The organism is Stutzerimonas zhaodongensis, assembly GCF_003696365.1.
GTDB lineage: Bacteria > Pseudomonadota > Gammaproteobacteria > Pseudomonadales > Pseudomonadaceae > Stutzerimonas > Stutzerimonas zhaodongensis.
The window spans coordinates 646,264-662,909 of the sequence record NZ_RFFM01000002.1; the positions used below are offsets into that span (position 1 = coordinate 646,264).

The following is a 16,646-nucleotide window of genomic DNA, read 5'->3' on the forward strand; positions in this document are numbered from 1 at the left end:
GCAAGCCCAAGCGCTCAAAAGGAATACTCCTCGGACTCGCACTTGCGGCTATGAGTGCCACGAGCTATGCAGAAAATATCGATCTGGTCGGTTTGAACATCGGTGGCGCCGCATTTGCCAGCAGTGCCATCCCCGGGAAATTCAACACAAATTATTTCTTCCCCAAACCCGGCTACCTCGAACAGTGGAAGAACAAGGGCATCAAAACCATTCGCTTCCCCATCATGTGGGAACGTCTTCAACCAGAGTTGAACGGTGAGCTTGATGAAGATTACGCGAAGCGAATCGAGGAAACTTTCGAACAAGCCGCCAAATACGATATGCGGGTTATCCTGGATATCCACAACTACGCACGCTATCGCAAACAAATCATAGGCACCGACGCCGTACCAATATCCGCGTACGGTGATTTGCTCGAACGAATTGCCAAACGCTGGAAAGATCAGAAAGGCCTTTACGCCTACGACATCATGAACGAGCCTCATGGCGCCGATAAATACTGGCCTGCAGCTGCCCAAGCCGGAATCGACGCAATCCGAAAGCATGACAAGCAGCGCCCCTTGCTTATAGAAGGAAATTTCTGGTCGAGCAGTTTCCTGTGGCCGAAATTCAATGATCCGCTGCTGCAACTGAAAGACCCCTCCGACAAATTGATATTTTCGGCCCACCTCTACATCGACAAGCACAGCAGCGGGCAATATAAGGAGCCGATCCCGGACGACTTCGACACAATGCTTGGGGTCAAGCGAGTCAAGCCGTTCATTGAATGGCTGATCAAGCATGGCAAACAAGGGCATATCGGCGAGTTCGGCGTCCCGGCCGATGATCCCCGCTGGCTGGAAGCAATGGATAATCTGCTCGCCTACTTGCAGGAACACTGCATTCCCATGACCTACTGGGCGGCAGGCTCTGCCTGGGGCAACTACAAACTGTCAATCGAACCGAAGGACGGGAAAGAGAAACCTCAGTGGGACACTCTTCGCAAGTACGTCGGCAAGGGAGAATGCAGCCGGATAGGACCGAACTCCTGACAATCACCGATTGCAATAGGCTGCGCACCGTGCAGCCTATCTCGATTCAACCATTCGACGGCGGCACCACGGGAGCCAATCTGGCTACCACCGACTTTATCTTCCTCACTACTTTTGCTTTGAAACTGTAAGATTTGCGCAGCGCACTTGCCTTCAAGTTATAAGCCTGACCGGGCACATACATTTCATTGGTTTCAATGCAATACACCGGCTTGCCACTGATTCGCATGATCTCGATAGCCTGCTTGAATTCGCTTTCGATGAACAATCGTGTAAGCGGATGCTTGGCATAGACTTCCGCCTTGAACTTATGATGAATATTCAGTCGTCGGCGCTCTTCTGCAGTTGGAAGATCTAGCATATGCAGCGTTCCATACTGCACGCCATTACGCTGCAGCCAGTCCTCTGTCTCGGCACGATATTTTTCGAGACGACTGGTTACCAGATGCGCGACCTTGACTGAAGGGACGAACAGCGGACGAGCGCAGCTGATGAATTCCTTATAGATAGGACCATCATCGTTCTGCTCCTCGGTAGGGTCCACGCAGAGTACACCGTCGATATCCAGGCACGCATGGACCAAGAGCGGGTGGTGCATGATGTTCCATTCGAATACCCGAGGTTGCTCTACGAGCTCAAGGTACATATCGACGTGATGTCGATTATGCTTCTCAGCGAACACCGCCATCGTCACAACCGTACCTTTGTACGCTGCTTTAACCTGCTCTTCAGCAGCCCGCATCGACTTGGCTGAAGAGATACTGTCGTCAACCAACAGTATCTTCATCGCGTCCTGAGGCTTGCTCAGCTCCGCATGCTTGTACGTGCGGGTATTCCCTTTCTTCAAGTCGTCGTTTCGCAAAAACGAATACAGATCCGTCAACGGCAGGTTCTGCTTGAGTGCAATAACGCTTGCCACGAGCATTCCACTTCTCGGTATGCCCACGACCAGATCGACGTCATTCGGGATCTTGCTGCCGCACTCGGTACTCAGCCGCGATAGATCATTCAAGCTTCGGTAGTTCATCGAACACGCTCCTGCGCCCTGCTCTTATTGGTTCGCTTAATTGGTCGGGAATACGCTTCTACCGGCCCAATGACGCACGCAATTGTTTGGTATGAGTGTGAACGTAGTGCAATACATAAAGCGCTAACGCGTTTGGCTTGGAATATTTAAGAACCCGGGTTCTGATATCCATGTCTTCGCGAATCGCTTCAAAGCGACGTTTGTGCGAAACGCCAGTCGTATCGAAGATACACAATGGAAATGACAACTGAAGGACGTCGGCCTGGAGATCCAGGCCCTGCAGGAATTCCAGCAGCAAGCAGTAATCGGCCGACAGCTTGTAATTGAGTCTGAACTTGAACTGCCTCAGCCGCTCGTTCTCGAAATACATGGTCTGGTGGCTGGCTGGCAGCCCTAAGGGGGCACGCTCGATGGGATGCGCAGCGACGCGCTTCAATGCTCCGGTTTCGTCCTTACGATAGAAGTCTCCGTAAACGAACTTGGGCATTACCGTTGCGCTCGACAACTCTCCGCTGATGCGCTCCAGCACATTCGGGTCAGCAAGTGCATCACCGCTGTTAAGGAACAGGGTGTAGCCGGAAGTCTCGACTGCGCGCCGGCGGCCTTTGTCCATACCGTCATAAATACCCTTGTCCGGCTCAATGGTGATTTCAGCCTGAGCGTCATCCAGGCTTTTCAACCACTCGCCACTGCCATCCTTGGAGGCGCCGTCGATTACGATCCAGCGAAAGTTACGGTAGGTCTGGCTTTGCAGACTACGGTAAGTGTCCTTCAGGCCGTCTAGATTATTCCAGTTTATAGTTACGATACTGAAATTGATCATAATTCACCTGCTCCAAGTTTCTCGTCAAATTTGTATCCGTAGCCTGCAGTTTGGCGTAATAGAGGAATATCGCAGCCGCCATCCCGTAAAGACTGCCATTGAAGGTCAGTCCGTTCGACAACATGAAGTTCATCATGCCAAATACGAACGCTACCTGAACTGCCGATAGTAGGCTTCCTTTGTTCCGACACTGACTCATGATCCAGAGGTAGCCACCGTAATAAATCATCACCGCAGCCAATGCCAGGAAGCCGAATCGATAATAAACGCCAAACACGCCGACATCAGACAAGTAGAAGTGCGAGTTGTATATCCGTGTGAAACCACCGTTCCATTGAAGTGAAAGAGCACCCATGCCGATGTAATTATTGTTGCTGATCGCCTCAACGATCGTCGCCACGGTTACGTCTCGCACGCCGGGTCCAGAGGTGGCCTCGAACAGTAGCGCATGAAACCGCTCGTACTGCTGAACATAGAATTCAGGGACGATGAAGTACGAGATCACCAGCAGGGCGACACCCAATACGCTCATTTTCATCAGAGAGTCGATACGCTTGCGGAAAATCCACAGACCAGCCGCACCCCAAACAAGCATGGTCTGCCTGGTCTGCATGACAAGCCACAAATAGGCTACGAAGTATAGAAGGATGGCCAACCGGGAAATCGTTACTCGATCCCTCATCTTGTACATCAGCATGAATGCTGAAATCGTGACGAAGCCTGAGCCAATCCGGTAGCGATCTGGACGTAACAGATCCTCGAACTGAGTCCAGTCATCTACTGTGTACGACGTAACGGTATTTGTCGGAATGATGCCGAGGTAATACATGAACCCGACCGTGGCACAGATCAGCGCCACGTAAAGAAAGTAGTTCCCAACCTCTTCTTCGGTAGGTTTGGCCATTATCAACAGGAATAGCGTCGGGAAGAACACCAAGTATTCGAAAAAACGGCGTTCTTCCAGTAATCCGTAAGGCAGGGGCTGCCCGAAATTAAGATATGCCAGCGTCGCCGATATCAGTGGCAGCGCTACACCCATGAAGATGATCCAGAGCGAGGTCTTGGACTGATAAACAAACCGCCAAGCAACGAACAGGCAAACGGTCGCTGCGATTACGCATAGCAAAAACAGCTCGCGGAGAAATGGAATTCCGGCTCGCTTGTCATCCGTCAGAAAGAAACAGGATGAGTTGAGCAGAAACAGAATGAACAGCAGATTCTTGTACGCCAGAACTTTCCTTAACAAGCGCTATCTCCAATATCCTAGTTGACGTAGCGAAGAACGAAATGCCGATAGGCCTCGCCCTCTTTAGGCGAATCACGACGCCCCGAGGTTTTCGTGCCATGGATGGACAACAATCAGCCTGAAAAAGTCCCTTCGGCAGAGATCCATCAGACTGATCCATGGTCATTTCACGCATCCGTGCAATCCTGCGCACTGATTGGCGGTGGTGAAGCAAGTTGCAGACCAGTGCAATGCAGCTGGATTACAGCTGCAAATAGCGCCATCGAATCATGAGCGCAGCGACGCGCGGAGGGCACGTCGCTGCGTAGAACCCTAGTGCCGAGCCTTGTCCTGGTTCTCAACGAACCACCGGTAGGCGTCACGCAGACCATCTTCGAGGCTGATGGTGGACTGCCAGCCCAGGGCTTTCAGGCGGGACACGTCCATCAGCTTGCGCGGTGTGCCATCCGGCTTGGTGCTATCGAACTTCAGGTCGCCCTGGTACTCAGTTACACGAGCGATGGTCTCGGCGAGTTCGCGGATGCTGCAGTCGACACCAGTGCCTACGTTGATGTGCGAAAGCATTGGCTGGGTATGCGCCTGGTAGGTCTCGTCATCGAGCTCCATAACGTGAACGCAGGCGGCTGCCATGTCATCGACATGCAGAAATTCGCGCTGTGGCTTGCCGCTGCCCCAGATCACGACTTCGTTGTCGCCACGCTGTGTCGCTTCGTGAAAACGCTTGAGCAGTGCAGGCACAACGTGGCTGTTTTCCGGATGGAAGTTGTCGTTCGGACCATAGAGGTTGGTCGGCATCACGCTGCGATAGTCGCGGCCATACTGGCGGTTGTAGCTCTCGCACAACTTGATACCAGCAATCTTCGCCACGGCATAAGGCTCGTTGGTAGGCTCGAGTACGCCGGTTACCAGCGCCTCTTCCTTCATCGGCTGCTCGGCGAACTTGGGATAGATGCACGAAGAGCCGAGAAACAGCAGCTTGTTGACGTCGTTGCAGTGGGCCGCGTGGATGATGTTCGCTTCGACCATCAGGTTCTGATAGATGAATTCGGCCGGATAGGTGTTATTGGCGTGAATCCCGCCAACCTTGGCGGAGGCCATGTAAACCTGATCGATCTTGTTTTCGGCAAAGAAGGTATTCACCGCCGCCTGATCGACCAGATCCAGATCTTCACGGCCGCGAGTGATGATATTGGTGTAACCCAAACCCTGCAGGCGTCGGACGATTGCCGAGCCCACCATTCCACGATGCCCCGCAACGAAAATACGTGCGTCACGATTCATATTCACTTCTCCACACTCACTGGAATTTCAAAGCCATGCTCTTTGAGCAGGGCGTGGCGCTGGGCGACCTTCAGGTCTTCGCGAACCATCTCGGCGCACATTTCCTGCACGCTGATTTCCGGTGTCCAGCCCAGCTTGTTTTTTGCGTTGCTCGGATCGCCGAGCAGTGTTTCCACTTCTGCAGGACGGAAGTAGCGCGGGTCGATGCGAACGACGACGTCACCCACATTCAGCGCCGGCGCCTTGTCCCCATCAATGCTGGCGACGATGGCGCGTTCATCCACTCCGCTGCCTTCGAAGCGCAGCTGGACGCCGAGTTCAGCTGCCGACCACTTGATGAACTCACGCACCGAATACTGCACGCCGGTGGCAATGACGAAATCTTCAGCAGTTTCCTGCTGCAGCATCATCCACTGCATGCGCACGTAGTCTTTGGCGTGGCCCCAGTCACGCAGCGCGTCGAGATTGCCCATGTGCAGGCACTTCTCAAGACCCTGGGCGATGTTTGCCAGACCACGAGTAATCTTGCGTGTCACGAAAGTCTCGCCGCGGCGTGGTGACTCGTGGTTGAACAGGATGCCGTTGCAGGCATACATGCCATAGGCTTCGCGGTAGTTCACGGTGATCCAGTAGGCGTAAAGCTTGGCCACCGCGTAAGGCGAACGCGGGTAGAACGGAGTCGTTTCCTTCTGCGGTATCTCTTGAACCAAGCCATAGAGTTCAGAGGTGGAGGCCTGGTAGAAACGGGTTTTCTTTTCCAGCCCCAGCAGGCGAATGGCTTCGAGGATGCGCAATGCACCCATGCCGTCGACGTCAGCCGTGTACTCGGGCGACTCGAAGCTCACTGCTACGTGGGATTGCGCGCCCAGGTTGTACACCTCATCGGGCTGCACTTGCTGGATGATGCGGGTCAGGTTGGACGAATCCGTAAGGTCGCCGTAGTGAAGAACGAAGTTCTCATTGTCGACATGGGCGTCCTGATAGATGTGGTCGACCCGCTGCGTGTTGAACGACGAGGCGCGGCGCTTGATGCCATGCACTTCGTAGCCCTTCTCCAGCAGAAACTCAGCCAGATAGGACCCGTCCTGACCGGTAATACCGGTGATCAACGCTTTTTTTCGTTCCATATTGGTTTACCTGTTCAAGGCTGTTGAGAAGAGTGGGTCCAGGTCGAAGGTCAGCTCGACCGAGCGCTCTTGATCATCATCTGGAGGCGCTCGAGGAAGCCGACGCAGATCACCGGCACAGAAGGAAACTTGTAGAAGAAACGGTAGGTGTCGTACTGAGTACGAGCCGCGTTCAGCTCAGCGGCATCAACCTCGGCGGTATCGATCAGAGCGATACCCTCGCCTGCCACGTCATGCAGGACGCTGAGTTCCATCGGCTTCATGGACAAGCTGAAGCTGTGTAGCCCCGGCTTGGTCGTACGGGTCAACTGCAGACCGCTGCGACATTCCTTGCAGCCGAACAGATTGACGGTGAAGTCATAGCTGGCGAGCTTGGGGTTGAGGCGCTTGAGCGTCGCCGGCAACAGTTCGCCGAAGGCGTCATAGATGGCCAGCGAATCCGTGGAGGATGGAAAGTGGTAATCCATCCGCTGCTGCTGAATCGCCACCTGAAAGCGCGAAGATGCGATGTAGAAATGCTCTCCGGGATCCCCGAAGTTCGTGGTCAGCGAGCGATAGGGATACACGAAGTACAGGTCGCGGCTGATGATGTAGGCGTTGTACAGCTTCAGCCACGATGACTCAGGCCAGCTGCGAATATCACCCGGGATGCCTTCGACACGGGAGATGTCCGTGCCGTTCGCGTCGAGCCACTGGCGAAACCCCTGCCAATGCGCACGCGACCAGGCTTGGCCCCAGGACGCGGCCAGTTGCATGAAATAGACATCCGCGTTCCCATCGTCGATGGGCGTGAACGGAAGATTGGCAGTCTGGTTGAATTGCTGGCTATACAGGCTGATGCCGGCGACGCGCGAATCGTTAGCGTAAAAGCTCAACGCCTGTGCGGTGTATTCGTAGAAGAATGGCGAGACGAACAGGTCGTCTTCGAGCACGATGACGTCACCGTATTCCTCGGTGAGGTCGCCACAGGCCAGCACGTGATTGCGAAGTCCCATACGCTTTTCGCGGTGGATCACGCGCTTCTCACCACGCGTCCACGGATAGGCTTCGGCAACTCGGAGCGGTTCCAGCGTGCCTGAGTTGTCCAGACTTATGACCAGGCGAATCTCGCCATCCGGGTAGTGCGCCTTGCTCAGCGAGTCCAGTAGACGTGTGAGGCTTTTCGGCCGGTTGTAGCCGATGACGACAATGGTTGGGAGGGTTGTTGTCATAGGTGAATCCATACCACTCGAACAATTGGGATTACGAGCCGTCTCAAACGAGTCAACTCAAACAACCGCTTGTTGGCGCGCATACCAGCGTCGCGCCGCGATCATGACAATTACCACCAGCGACAGATAAATCACGATGCTGGCTGCTGCGAACGCCTGGACCGTGGCCAGCGCGTCGCCAAGAAAAATGGCGCCGCCGAATAGCGCAAGCAGGCGCAAGCTGGTGCTGAATACTTCGAACAGGAGGAAACGCGCCTGCAACGACAGCGCCGGCACCGCCACTACCGAAGGACGCGAAATGAAAACCGCGAACTCGGCCAGAGCCAACCAACGCGCGTATTCGCCCGCCACTTGCCATTGCTGACCAAACACCGTCGCAAACAGCCATGGGCCGAAGATCGCTACCACTGCAAATGGAACAACCCCCACCAGCCCCAACGCAGAGGTAGCCTTGAACAGCATGGCCGCCACAGGCTCACGGTCGTGAATGGCGCGGCTGATGCGCGGGTAGTAGACGTCAGCGACCGATTTGCCGATGAGGTTGGTCGGCATGGTCAACGCTTGCTTACACAGCGCGAAGAACCCTGCCGCGGCCGGACCGAAGTAGGCTGCAAGCACCAGCGTCGGCAGATGCTGTGAGATCGCGTTGATCAGCATTACCGGGGCGCGGTATTTCGGAAAGTCGTTGTGCTTGCGTGCCATCTCGAGCATGCCAGCGTCGCGCTGCTCTCCTTCATCCGCATGATCTTCCACACGTGGCTTTGAGCGCATGATCGCCAGCCCCAGCATTGCCGCGTGTAACGCCTGTTGCAGCGCAGTGGTGCACACCAATACCAGCGCCGATGACTGCAAGAGGCCGGCAACAGTCCGCATCGAGTTGAACAGCAGCGAATGCCCTACCGCCACGCTTGCCGTGATACTGAAACGCTGCGTACGAAACAGCCATTGCTGGCATATCTCCAACGCTGCGCCGCAAAACATCACGAATGGAACGAGCATCAGGTATGGCTGGATGATCTCGATCTCCAGCGTTGCAGCCAGCTGGTCGCCAAAGAACAGCAACCCAAGGGCCACGACGATGGACAGCGACAGCGCGATGGCCAACCCCAAACGGACCAACCCGCGAGCGTCGCCGTCGCGCTTGGGTAGCACGATGGCGATCGGATAGGTCAGCGCCGCAACAGGTATCAGCATCATAGTGACGCTGAGGAAGGTACCGAGTATCCCGTACGCTTCCGGCCCGTAGATACGCGTGATCACCGGCATGAACGCCAGCGTGAGTGCCTGCGCACCGGCGGTGCCGCTCACTACTGTGACGATGTTGCGCAGCAGCTTGCTGCGTACGCTTCCCCGCAGCAGAGCGGTCAACCGCTCCCGAAACGAGGACGAGCCGCCTGAAACGCTGGGCTGGTCGATGGCGCTCACTCGCAACCCTCTCTTACGCGTGAACCGGCTGGCGGCCGATGCCGTAGTAACTGAAGCCTTCCAGCTTGACCTGCTCGCGGTCGTACTGGTTACGGCCATCGATGATCAGCGGGGTGTTCAGCAGACGCTTGAGCGCGCGGAAATCCGGACGGCGGAATGGCTTCCACTCGGTGACCAGAAACAGGGCATCGGCATCGATGGCCGCTTCATACTGACCTTCGACGATCTGCAGACGACCATCGGCGAACCAGCTCTCGGGGAATTCCCTGCGGGCGGTTTCACGGGCGACTGGGTCGAACGCGCGTACTTTCGCACCGGCGTTGATCAGGCTATTGATCAGCACGACGCTGGGCGCTTCGCGCATGTCGTCGGTGCCGGGCTTGAACGCCAGCCCCCAGACAGCAAAGGTGCGGCCTTTCAGGTCGCCGTTGAAATGGGCGGAGATCTTGTTGAACAGCGAGTGCTTCTGCTGATCGTTGCGGGACTCTACGGCTTGCAGCAGCTTGGGCTCGAAGTCGTTCTGGTGCGCAATGTTGATCAGAGCCTTGACGTCTTTCGGGAAGCACGAGCCACCGTAGCCACAGCCAGCGTAGATGAAGTGGTAACCGATACGCTCGTCCGAGCCGATGCCCAGACGTACGTTCTCGACATCCACATCCAGACGCTCGCAGAGGCTGGCGATCTCGTTCATGAAGGAGATCTTTGTTGCCAGCATGGCGTTGGCAGCGTACTTGGTCATTTCCGCATCACGGATGCCCATGAACATGGTACGCGGACGATTGCGGATGAAGGGTGCGTACAGCGCGCTCATGACTTGGCGAGCGTGCTCGTTGTCCGCCCCGATGACGATACGGTCCGGGTGCATGAAGTCGTCGACCGCAGCACCTTCTTTCAGGAATTCGGGGTTCGAGACCACCGAGAATGCGATGTCAGAACCGCGCGCCTCGAGACGTTCGGTAACCGCTGCACGTACCAGATCGGCAGTACCAACCGGCACGGTGGATTTGTTCACGACGATGGCGGGGCCGGTCATGGTGTCGCCAATCTGGCGAGCGACTTCCAGCACGTAACGCAGGTCGGCCGAACCATCTTCGCCGGGCGGAGTGCCAACAGCGATGAAATAGACTTCACACTGCTCCGCGGCTTCACTGAGCGATGTGGTGAAAAGCAGACGGCCAGAGGAATGGTTTTCGGTGACGATTTCTTCGAGGCCCGGCTCGTAGATTGGCAGAATGCCCTGCTTGAGATTCTCGATCTTGGACTTGTCGACGTCGACGCAGTAGACCGTGTTACCCATTTCCGCAATACAGGCACCGGTAACCAGCCCAACGTAGCCGCTTCCAACGACGGTGATGTTCATAGCAGGATCCTCGATTTATACATTGATACAGGCGTGCCTCGGCGCGGCCCTTTCGGTGGCCGGCGGCACAGAATTCTCTTGCTGGCAGAATCAAATCAGATCAGGTCCGCCCTTGGGCGGAACCTGACCCGATGACCATAAAGCGAGCCGGATCAGACCGTTTGTTGCTCGCTGTATCCGTAATGGTCGTAGTAGCCACGGAACTGACCGTTCTTCTTGGCTTTCTCGATATCGACATGATTGAGCACGACACCTGTTACCGGTGCGTTACTGTTCTGCAGCTGGCTCACGCCCTTCTGCACGTGCGGAATCAAGGTGCTGTCAGATTTGACGACGTAGATCACGGCATCGGCCAGCGTCGAGAGTACGGCAGCGTCGCTGACCGCCTGGCTCGGCGGGGAGTCGATGATGATGCGGTCGTAGCGGCCTTTCACAACCTCGAGCAGCTTGGCGAAGCGTGGCGAAGACAGCAGTTCCAGCGGATTGGACGGCACGGCGCCAGCGGAGATCATGTCGACGTTTCCGACGGTATGGATGCAATCCTCGAGCTTGGCATTGCCACCGATGAGGTTGACCAGCCCTGGCGTGCCCGGCTTGAAGTCAAAGGCCTTGTCCAGCGTGGCGCGGCGCAGGTCGGCATCGATCAACAGTACGCGATGCAACTGCCCCATGGCGAAAGCGAGGTTGGCCGACACCGAGCTCTTGCCTTCACCCGGACCAGTGGAAGTTATGACCAATACTTGCCGAGGTTGACCGGTTTCGCTCAACAGCAGGTTGGTGCGGATGGTACGCACAGCCTCGCAGAAGCGCTTGTCACCGCTACGCTCGAACAAATGGCTGACGTCCTTACGCAGCTTGCGCGAGACCTGCGGAACGATACCCATCACCGGCAGGTTCAGTTTGCTTTCGACTTCTTCCGAGCTCTTGAAGGTGTTGTCCAGGATCTCGCGGATGATCGCCTGGGCGATGCCGAGGATCAGTGCAAGGAACAGCACTACGGCCATGATCAGCGGCACGTTAGGTGCGGCAGGCACAGTCGGCGGTATGGCAGAGTCGACAATGCGTGCATTGGTCGAGCTCAGGTCCGAGGTCGCTGTGGTTTCCTGCAGTCGGGTCATGAAGGTTTCGTAGAGGGCACGGTCACTTTCGACCTGGCGCTGCAGATCACGAACCTTGAACTCCTTGCGGGAGATGTCCTGGATACGGTCTTTGTTTTCATCGAACGAGGCACGCAGCGAGTTCTCATTGGCAACTGCCAACTGATAGTTACGCTCGATGCTCGCCACGACCTGCTCGACTTGCTGACGCAAGCTTGCCGTAGCGGCGTTGAGGTCGGAACGCGCCGACGCCATTGCCGGGTGACGATCACCATAACGACGCGACAGATCTTCTACACGCGACCGGGCATGGGCCTGATCGGCTTTGAACTGTTGGATCAGCGGATGACCAAGAACAGCTGGCACGCTGGCCAGACGCTCCCAACCCTGGCTACGCATGGACTCGACCTGACGGTACTGGCTTTCAGCCTCGGCACGCTGACGACGTGCGTCGATCATCCGATCACCGGTGAGCGAGAGCTCATTGGCGCTGATGGTGCCGACGCCGTTGAGGTCGACCAGTCCTTCTGCGTCCAGATAGGCCTGCAGGCGGTCTTCGGATGCCTGGAGGTTCTCACGCAGGGAAACCAGTCGATCATTCATCCAGCTGGCCGCTGTCATGGACATATCGACCTTGGCTTCCAGCTGCGCCTCGATATAAGCCTGAGCCAGCTGATTGGTGGCTTGCGCAGCCGTCAGGCTATCGGCCATCGAAACCGAGAGATAGACCAGCTGGCTCTTGCCTTCAACCCACACACTGGTGCTGTCCATGAACCGCTGGGTTGCATAGTCCAGAAGCTCAGCCTCGGTCGGCGGCTCGACTTCCTCGCCAGTGAACATCCGCTTGATCGCGCCCGTGTTGATCAATGGCTTGGGCTGCTGGCGCAGATCAAACTCGGGATGCTCGATCAAGGTCAAGTCCCGCACTACACGCTGAGCAACGCCTCGGCTTTGCATGAGGCTGAGCTGAGTCTGGAGGTACTCGCTGATTTCCTTTGGCGCATCCGGCATCTGGAACGAGAGCACGGGGGTGCCCTTGGTTTCGATCAATACGGTGCCGACGGCCTTGTAGATCGGAGTGATACGCGAAACGAAAAACGCAGCCAACACGCCAACTATCGCGACCAGCAGGATGATGCCCCACTTGCGCGACCAGATCGCATGCCAGATTTTTTTCAGGTCTATAAAATCGCTATCCGTTGCCTGCCCTGCGGGGCGCTGCCACGGTCGATCCGGGCGAACTGGGCTATTCATCAAAAGAATCCTTCATCGATGTTGATCGTGTCGCCAGGGCGAACCAGGGTGTCCATGGTGGCTTTCTCGGCGGCTCTGCTGCCTTCGGAACCCCGGACGATGCTCATGCGTTTGGTAGAAGCGCGCTCGGTCAAGCCACCAGCCAGGGCAATCGCCCGATCCAGGGTAAGACCCGGCTGATAGGGATATCCACCAGGGAGCTTTACCTCACCGGCGATGTAGAACTCGCGGTAGTTGACAACCGATACCGAAACACGCGGATCGATCAGATAACCTTCCTTGAGCTTTTCCGTTAGCAGCGAACGCACCTCTCCCGCCGTTTTGCCGTTAGCGTCGACCTCACCAATGAATGGAAAGGTGAAGGTCCCCGCGTCAGTGAGGCGGATCTCATCGAAGGACAGATCCGGCTCTCCGTGGACGCTGATGCGAACCACATCTCCAGAACCGAGCTCATACTGAGCTGCACTGGCAGCGCCGCTTAAAACCAATAAAACCAACAGGGAAAACACTTTGTAGATGTTCGGGATGCGCATGCTTGGCTCCTCCTTATGCACGGTTTTTTACGTCCTTCCTGGCCTAGAGGCTCAGGTCGAAACTCAGCAGGTATACGTTTCTGTCGTAGCTCTCCGAGCTCAGGCTGGAGTCGTTTTCCGTTCTGAGATACGACAGCTTCACGTCGATCCAGCGGTCTGGTGACCAGATCACGCCGGCACCATAAGACGTTCGCTCGTCGTCCCGATTGATGCCTTCGTACTCCCGGTCAGAGAAGCGGTAGTTGAGCTCAGTCGCGATGCGCGAGGTCCAGTCGTGCTCCCAGCTGGCCAGCGTGGTCCAGTCATTGATGGTGCTGGCGCCGTCGTCACCCTCATCGAATGCGCGGCGGGAGGTGAGCTTGAAAGCAGAATAGGAGCGCGGCTTCCAGGTGGCATTCGCCTCCCACATCGGGCTGGTGAAGTCCTTGCGCTGATTGCTGTCGAAGTCCTTGCGCTCAGCACCAACCTTGATGCTTCCCGAGGTTTTCGCAGTAGCGTCCCAGGTCGCACCGCCGAGCAACGCCATGTTGGTGCTGTCGCGCAGGGCACTGGAGAGCTTGTAGTCGTGATCGGTATGGCGAACTTCGACCAGCGAACGGGTCCGGGCGCCAAGACGATGGAACCAGATGGAATTGAACATCAGGCTGTCGCGTTCTTCGGACGCGTTGAGGTTGCCGCTGTTGTGGTAGCGACGGCGTTCGTAATGCGTACCGAACTCGAGCTGGTTGCGTGCAGTCTGCGCACCGAACCTGTAGGCGGCACGTGCGATAGCGCTGCTGTACTTGTCGTTCTCAGTGATGTCTTCGGTATCCGCGGTCTCTTCGACACGGTGGTAGCCCAATCCCCAGCTCAGACGGTTACGGGAGTTGAACTCCATGACGCTTCTGAGATTGAGGTGGTGGTCGGTGTTGCTGGCTTCGGAATCTGAATGAAAGATGTCGCTATTGAAGGAGTACTCAAGCTCGTACTCACTATTTCGGTTGCCGGTTCCCAACAAAAAGGTCGGGTTGATGCCCGTCACCCAGGATGCCTGCTCGTTATCCGACAGCCCGCGATAGTTGTCGTCGTAGCTCTCGCGCACGATCAGCGTAGGGGTGAACTCGAAACCGCCGATGCGAATGTCCTGCGGGTCGTTTACCGCCCAGCTGTTGCCGGACACGACGCACAGTAGCGATACACCTGGAAGTGTGATCTTCCTCATTTGGAATCCCTTCTCGGAGATAAATTATTGTTCATGCCTCAACTCCGGCCGCGACGCTGGCTTATGTGAGGTGGCATAGACACGCAACAGACCGCAAATATCCCGGACAGTTGCAGAATCGATGAATGGTCAGTTTCAAAACCGCTTCAAATCCGCTCACGCCAATAGCTTCAGACACGCTACCGCCCCAGGGAGCCTCCCCTGTAATCAATGATCGGCAGTAAATGCCCACAACCGCTCTCACGCTCGACCAACTGGTCGGCGCTGGCAGATACAGCTAAAGAAGCGGAATCGATGTTTCTTCTTAGAGAGGCGCAACAACACCTTGGGAAACGGGCTGGACGTGCGCCAGGCGCACTTGAACCCGCTGCTGACGATTGAGCACATTCAACAGCAACATCACCCGCTCATCGCCATCCATGGACAGGAATATCGCTTCCATGTCGGCAAACTCACCTACCTGGATTTGCACACGATCACCCGAACTCAATGCGCGATGCGTTTCTGTGTTGGCGCAGCGCTGCCTGAGATGCTCGACGATGGCATCCTGGACCTGACAAGGCTGCCCACAGAATGCGACGACCCGGTTGACCCCGCGCGTGGAGCGCAACGCGAGCCAGCTGTCCTCCATGCCCATGCAAATGAACACATAACCGGGAAACAATGGCTGTTCCTTCACACGCAGCTTTCCAGCACTGATCGTTTGCACCTGGTACACGGGTGCATAACACTCAAACCCCTGCCGCTCCAGGTGCTCCAAGGCACGCGCGTCCTGCCGAGGTTTGCACTGCAGCAGATACCAGTTTCTTGCCGGCAATACCATTTCACTATCCACAGCTTCTCCGAGTAGCCTTCGGCGAAATAACTGAGCCGACTTTCCTTATCCGATATCAAGCGCCCTCTCTGGACCCGAATCGATCGCGCAGAGTTCCCGGCCGTAACACCTGGCAACATTCGAGGGGAGACAAAGGCTCAGTCTGGAGAGGTGCTCTGCACGCCGTGAACGTGAGTAATTCAGCCAGCGTGCGAGTAGCGGTAGTAACGCAGAGGCAAGGTGGAACTGGAGAAAAAAGGCTGCGAGATGGCAACCTGCACAGGCGTGCGGCAGGAGCTTGCCTCCTGCCGGGCCCAATCAGGCGCGTTCGATACGATCCGGGTGAATGACGATGCGGCCCTGCTTATAGAGACCACCAATTGCCTTCTTGAAATTGCCCTTGCTGACGCCGAAAAGACGCGCAATTTCGTCAGCTGCAGTCTTGTCACTCACCGGCAGGCTGCCTCCGTTTTCCTGAAGCTTCTGCAGTATCAGCGCCTGCAGCGCATCACCGGCTTCGCTGCCAACAGGCTGAAGGCTCAGGCTGATCTTGCCGTCCGCACGAACCTCCTTGATGAAGCCTTTCTCGCTCATTCCACCGCGCAGGAACTTGAAGGCTTCGTTCTTGTGGATCAGGCCCCAATGCTTGCCATTGATGATTGCCTTGTAGCCAAGATCGGTCGGCTCGACCACCAGAAGCTCGACGGCTTCGCCCACCTTGTACCGGGCGGGGAGCTTGTCGAGGTAACGATCAAGCCGCGCCGTGGCCGTAATCCGACGTGTGTGTTTATCCAGGTAAACGTGGACGACACAGTAATCGCCTTCGTTCAGCGGGCGCTTTTCCTCTGAATGGGGCAGCAGAAGGTCCTTTGGCAGCCCCCAGTCGAGGAACAGGCCGATGCGATTGATCTCCTTGACTTTCAGACTGGCGAACTCACCTACCTGGACCTTTGGCTTCTCTGTGGTCGCGATGAGCTTGTCTTCACTGTCGAGGTAGATGAACACGTTGAGCCAATCATCCACCTCGGTTGGCGTGTTCTTCGGGACGTAACGATTTGGCAGCAGAATTTCGCCATCCGGACCGCCGTCGAGGTAAAGGCCGAAACCGGTGTGCTTGACGATTTGCAGGCTATTGAAGCGCCCGATTGCAGCCATGTTCACTAATCCTCTAGGTCGAAGGCGGCGATTCTAGCAGGCCGCTCGCTACGAAGCGTGC

Annotated in this window: 14 protein-coding genes; 1 reads left to right on the forward strand and 13 read right to left on the reverse strand. The window is 56.4% G+C overall.

All coding sequences use genetic code 11. The annotated features are described in order from the left end of the window. The first annotated feature begins 50 nt into the window (after positions 1 to 50). The gene (locus EA797_RS11400) at positions 51 to 1,031 is read left to right on the forward strand and encodes a glycoside hydrolase family 5 protein (protein WP_244214099.1); all 981 of its coding nucleotides are present in this window, start codon (positions 51 to 53) and stop codon (positions 1,029 to 1,031) included. Between the two features lie 46 nt (positions 1,032 to 1,077). Here the strand turns inward: EA797_RS11400 and EA797_RS11405 are convergent, their stop codons facing one another. The 13 genes from EA797_RS11405 to EA797_RS11465 all read right to left on the reverse strand — a co-directional run bounded on the left by EA797_RS11405 (position 1,078) and on the right by EA797_RS11465 (position 16,585). Then, positions 1,078 to 2,058: a phosphoribosyltransferase family protein gene (locus EA797_RS11405; RefSeq protein WP_122165308.1), complete on the reverse strand. Its 981-nt coding sequence runs from the start codon at positions 2,056 to 2,058 to the stop codon at positions 1,078 to 1,080. Positions 2,059 to 2,116: 58 nt separating this feature from the next. Beyond that, on the reverse strand, positions 2,117 to 2,881 hold the full coding sequence (locus EA797_RS11410; RefSeq protein WP_122165309.1) for a glycosyltransferase: 765 nt from the start codon (positions 2,879 to 2,881) through the stop codon (positions 2,117 to 2,119). Then, positions 2,844 to 4,127: a hypothetical protein gene (locus EA797_RS11415; RefSeq protein WP_244214100.1), complete on the reverse strand. Its 1,284-nt coding sequence runs from the start codon at positions 4,125 to 4,127 to the stop codon at positions 2,844 to 2,846. The genes EA797_RS11410 and EA797_RS11415 overlap by 38 nt, the downstream gene beginning before the upstream one ends. 312 nt (positions 4,128 to 4,439) lie before the next feature. After that, on the reverse strand, positions 4,440 to 5,408 hold the full coding sequence (fcl, locus tag EA797_RS11420) for a GDP-L-fucose synthase (protein WP_122165310.1): 969 nt from the start codon (positions 5,406 to 5,408) through the stop codon (positions 4,440 to 4,442). 2 nt (positions 5,409 to 5,410) lie between these two features. Next, positions 5,411 to 6,535, reverse strand: a complete 1,125-nt coding sequence (gene gmd, locus EA797_RS11425; protein ID WP_122165311.1) for a GDP-mannose 4,6-dehydratase — start codon at positions 6,533 to 6,535, stop codon at positions 5,411 to 5,413. Between the two features lie 50 nt (positions 6,536 to 6,585). Then, positions 6,586 to 7,746 carry a glycosyltransferase gene (locus tag EA797_RS11430; protein ID WP_122165312.1) on the reverse strand — a complete coding sequence of 387 codons (1,161 nt, stop codon included), beginning with the start codon at positions 7,744 to 7,746 and terminating at the stop codon, positions 6,586 to 6,588. Positions 7,747 to 7,803: 57 nt separating this feature from the next. Continuing rightward, the gene (locus EA797_RS11435; protein ID WP_122165313.1) at positions 7,804 to 9,171 is read right to left on the reverse strand and encodes a lipopolysaccharide biosynthesis protein; all 1,368 of its coding nucleotides are present in this window, start codon (positions 9,169 to 9,171) and stop codon (positions 7,804 to 7,806) included. Positions 9,172 to 9,184: 13 nt separating this feature from the next. Continuing rightward, positions 9,185 to 10,531 carry a UDP-glucose dehydrogenase family protein gene (locus tag EA797_RS11440; protein ID WP_122165314.1) on the reverse strand — a complete coding sequence of 449 codons (1,347 nt, stop codon included), beginning with the start codon at positions 10,529 to 10,531 and terminating at the stop codon, positions 9,185 to 9,187. Positions 10,532 to 10,683: 152 nt separating this feature from the next. After that, on the reverse strand, positions 10,684 to 12,882 hold the full coding sequence (locus tag EA797_RS11445; protein ID WP_122165315.1) for a GumC family protein: 2,199 nt from the start codon (positions 12,880 to 12,882) through the stop codon (positions 10,684 to 10,686). Then, positions 12,882 to 13,415: a polysaccharide biosynthesis/export family protein gene (locus EA797_RS11450; protein ID WP_122165316.1), complete on the reverse strand. Its 534-nt coding sequence runs from the start codon at positions 13,413 to 13,415 to the stop codon at positions 12,882 to 12,884. The genes EA797_RS11445 and EA797_RS11450 overlap by 1 nt, the downstream gene beginning before the upstream one ends. Before the next feature lie 43 nt (positions 13,416 to 13,458). Beyond that, positions 13,459 to 14,616, reverse strand: coding sequence for an outer membrane beta-barrel protein (locus tag EA797_RS11455; RefSeq protein WP_122165317.1), 1,158 nt, complete (start codon positions 14,614 to 14,616; stop codon positions 13,459 to 13,461). Positions 14,617 to 14,920: 304 nt separating this feature from the next. Continuing rightward, positions 14,921 to 15,451 (reverse strand): transcription/translation regulatory transformer protein RfaH, encoded by a 531-nt coding sequence (gene rfaH, locus EA797_RS11460; RefSeq protein ID WP_244214101.1) that lies wholly within the window; start codon positions 15,449 to 15,451, stop codon positions 14,921 to 14,923. Between the two features lie 297 nt (positions 15,452 to 15,748). Further along, the gene (locus EA797_RS11465) at positions 15,749 to 16,585 is read right to left on the reverse strand and encodes a CvfB family protein (protein WP_122165318.1); all 837 of its coding nucleotides are present in this window, start codon (positions 16,583 to 16,585) and stop codon (positions 15,749 to 15,751) included. Positions 16,586 to 16,646: the final 61 nt, after the last annotated feature.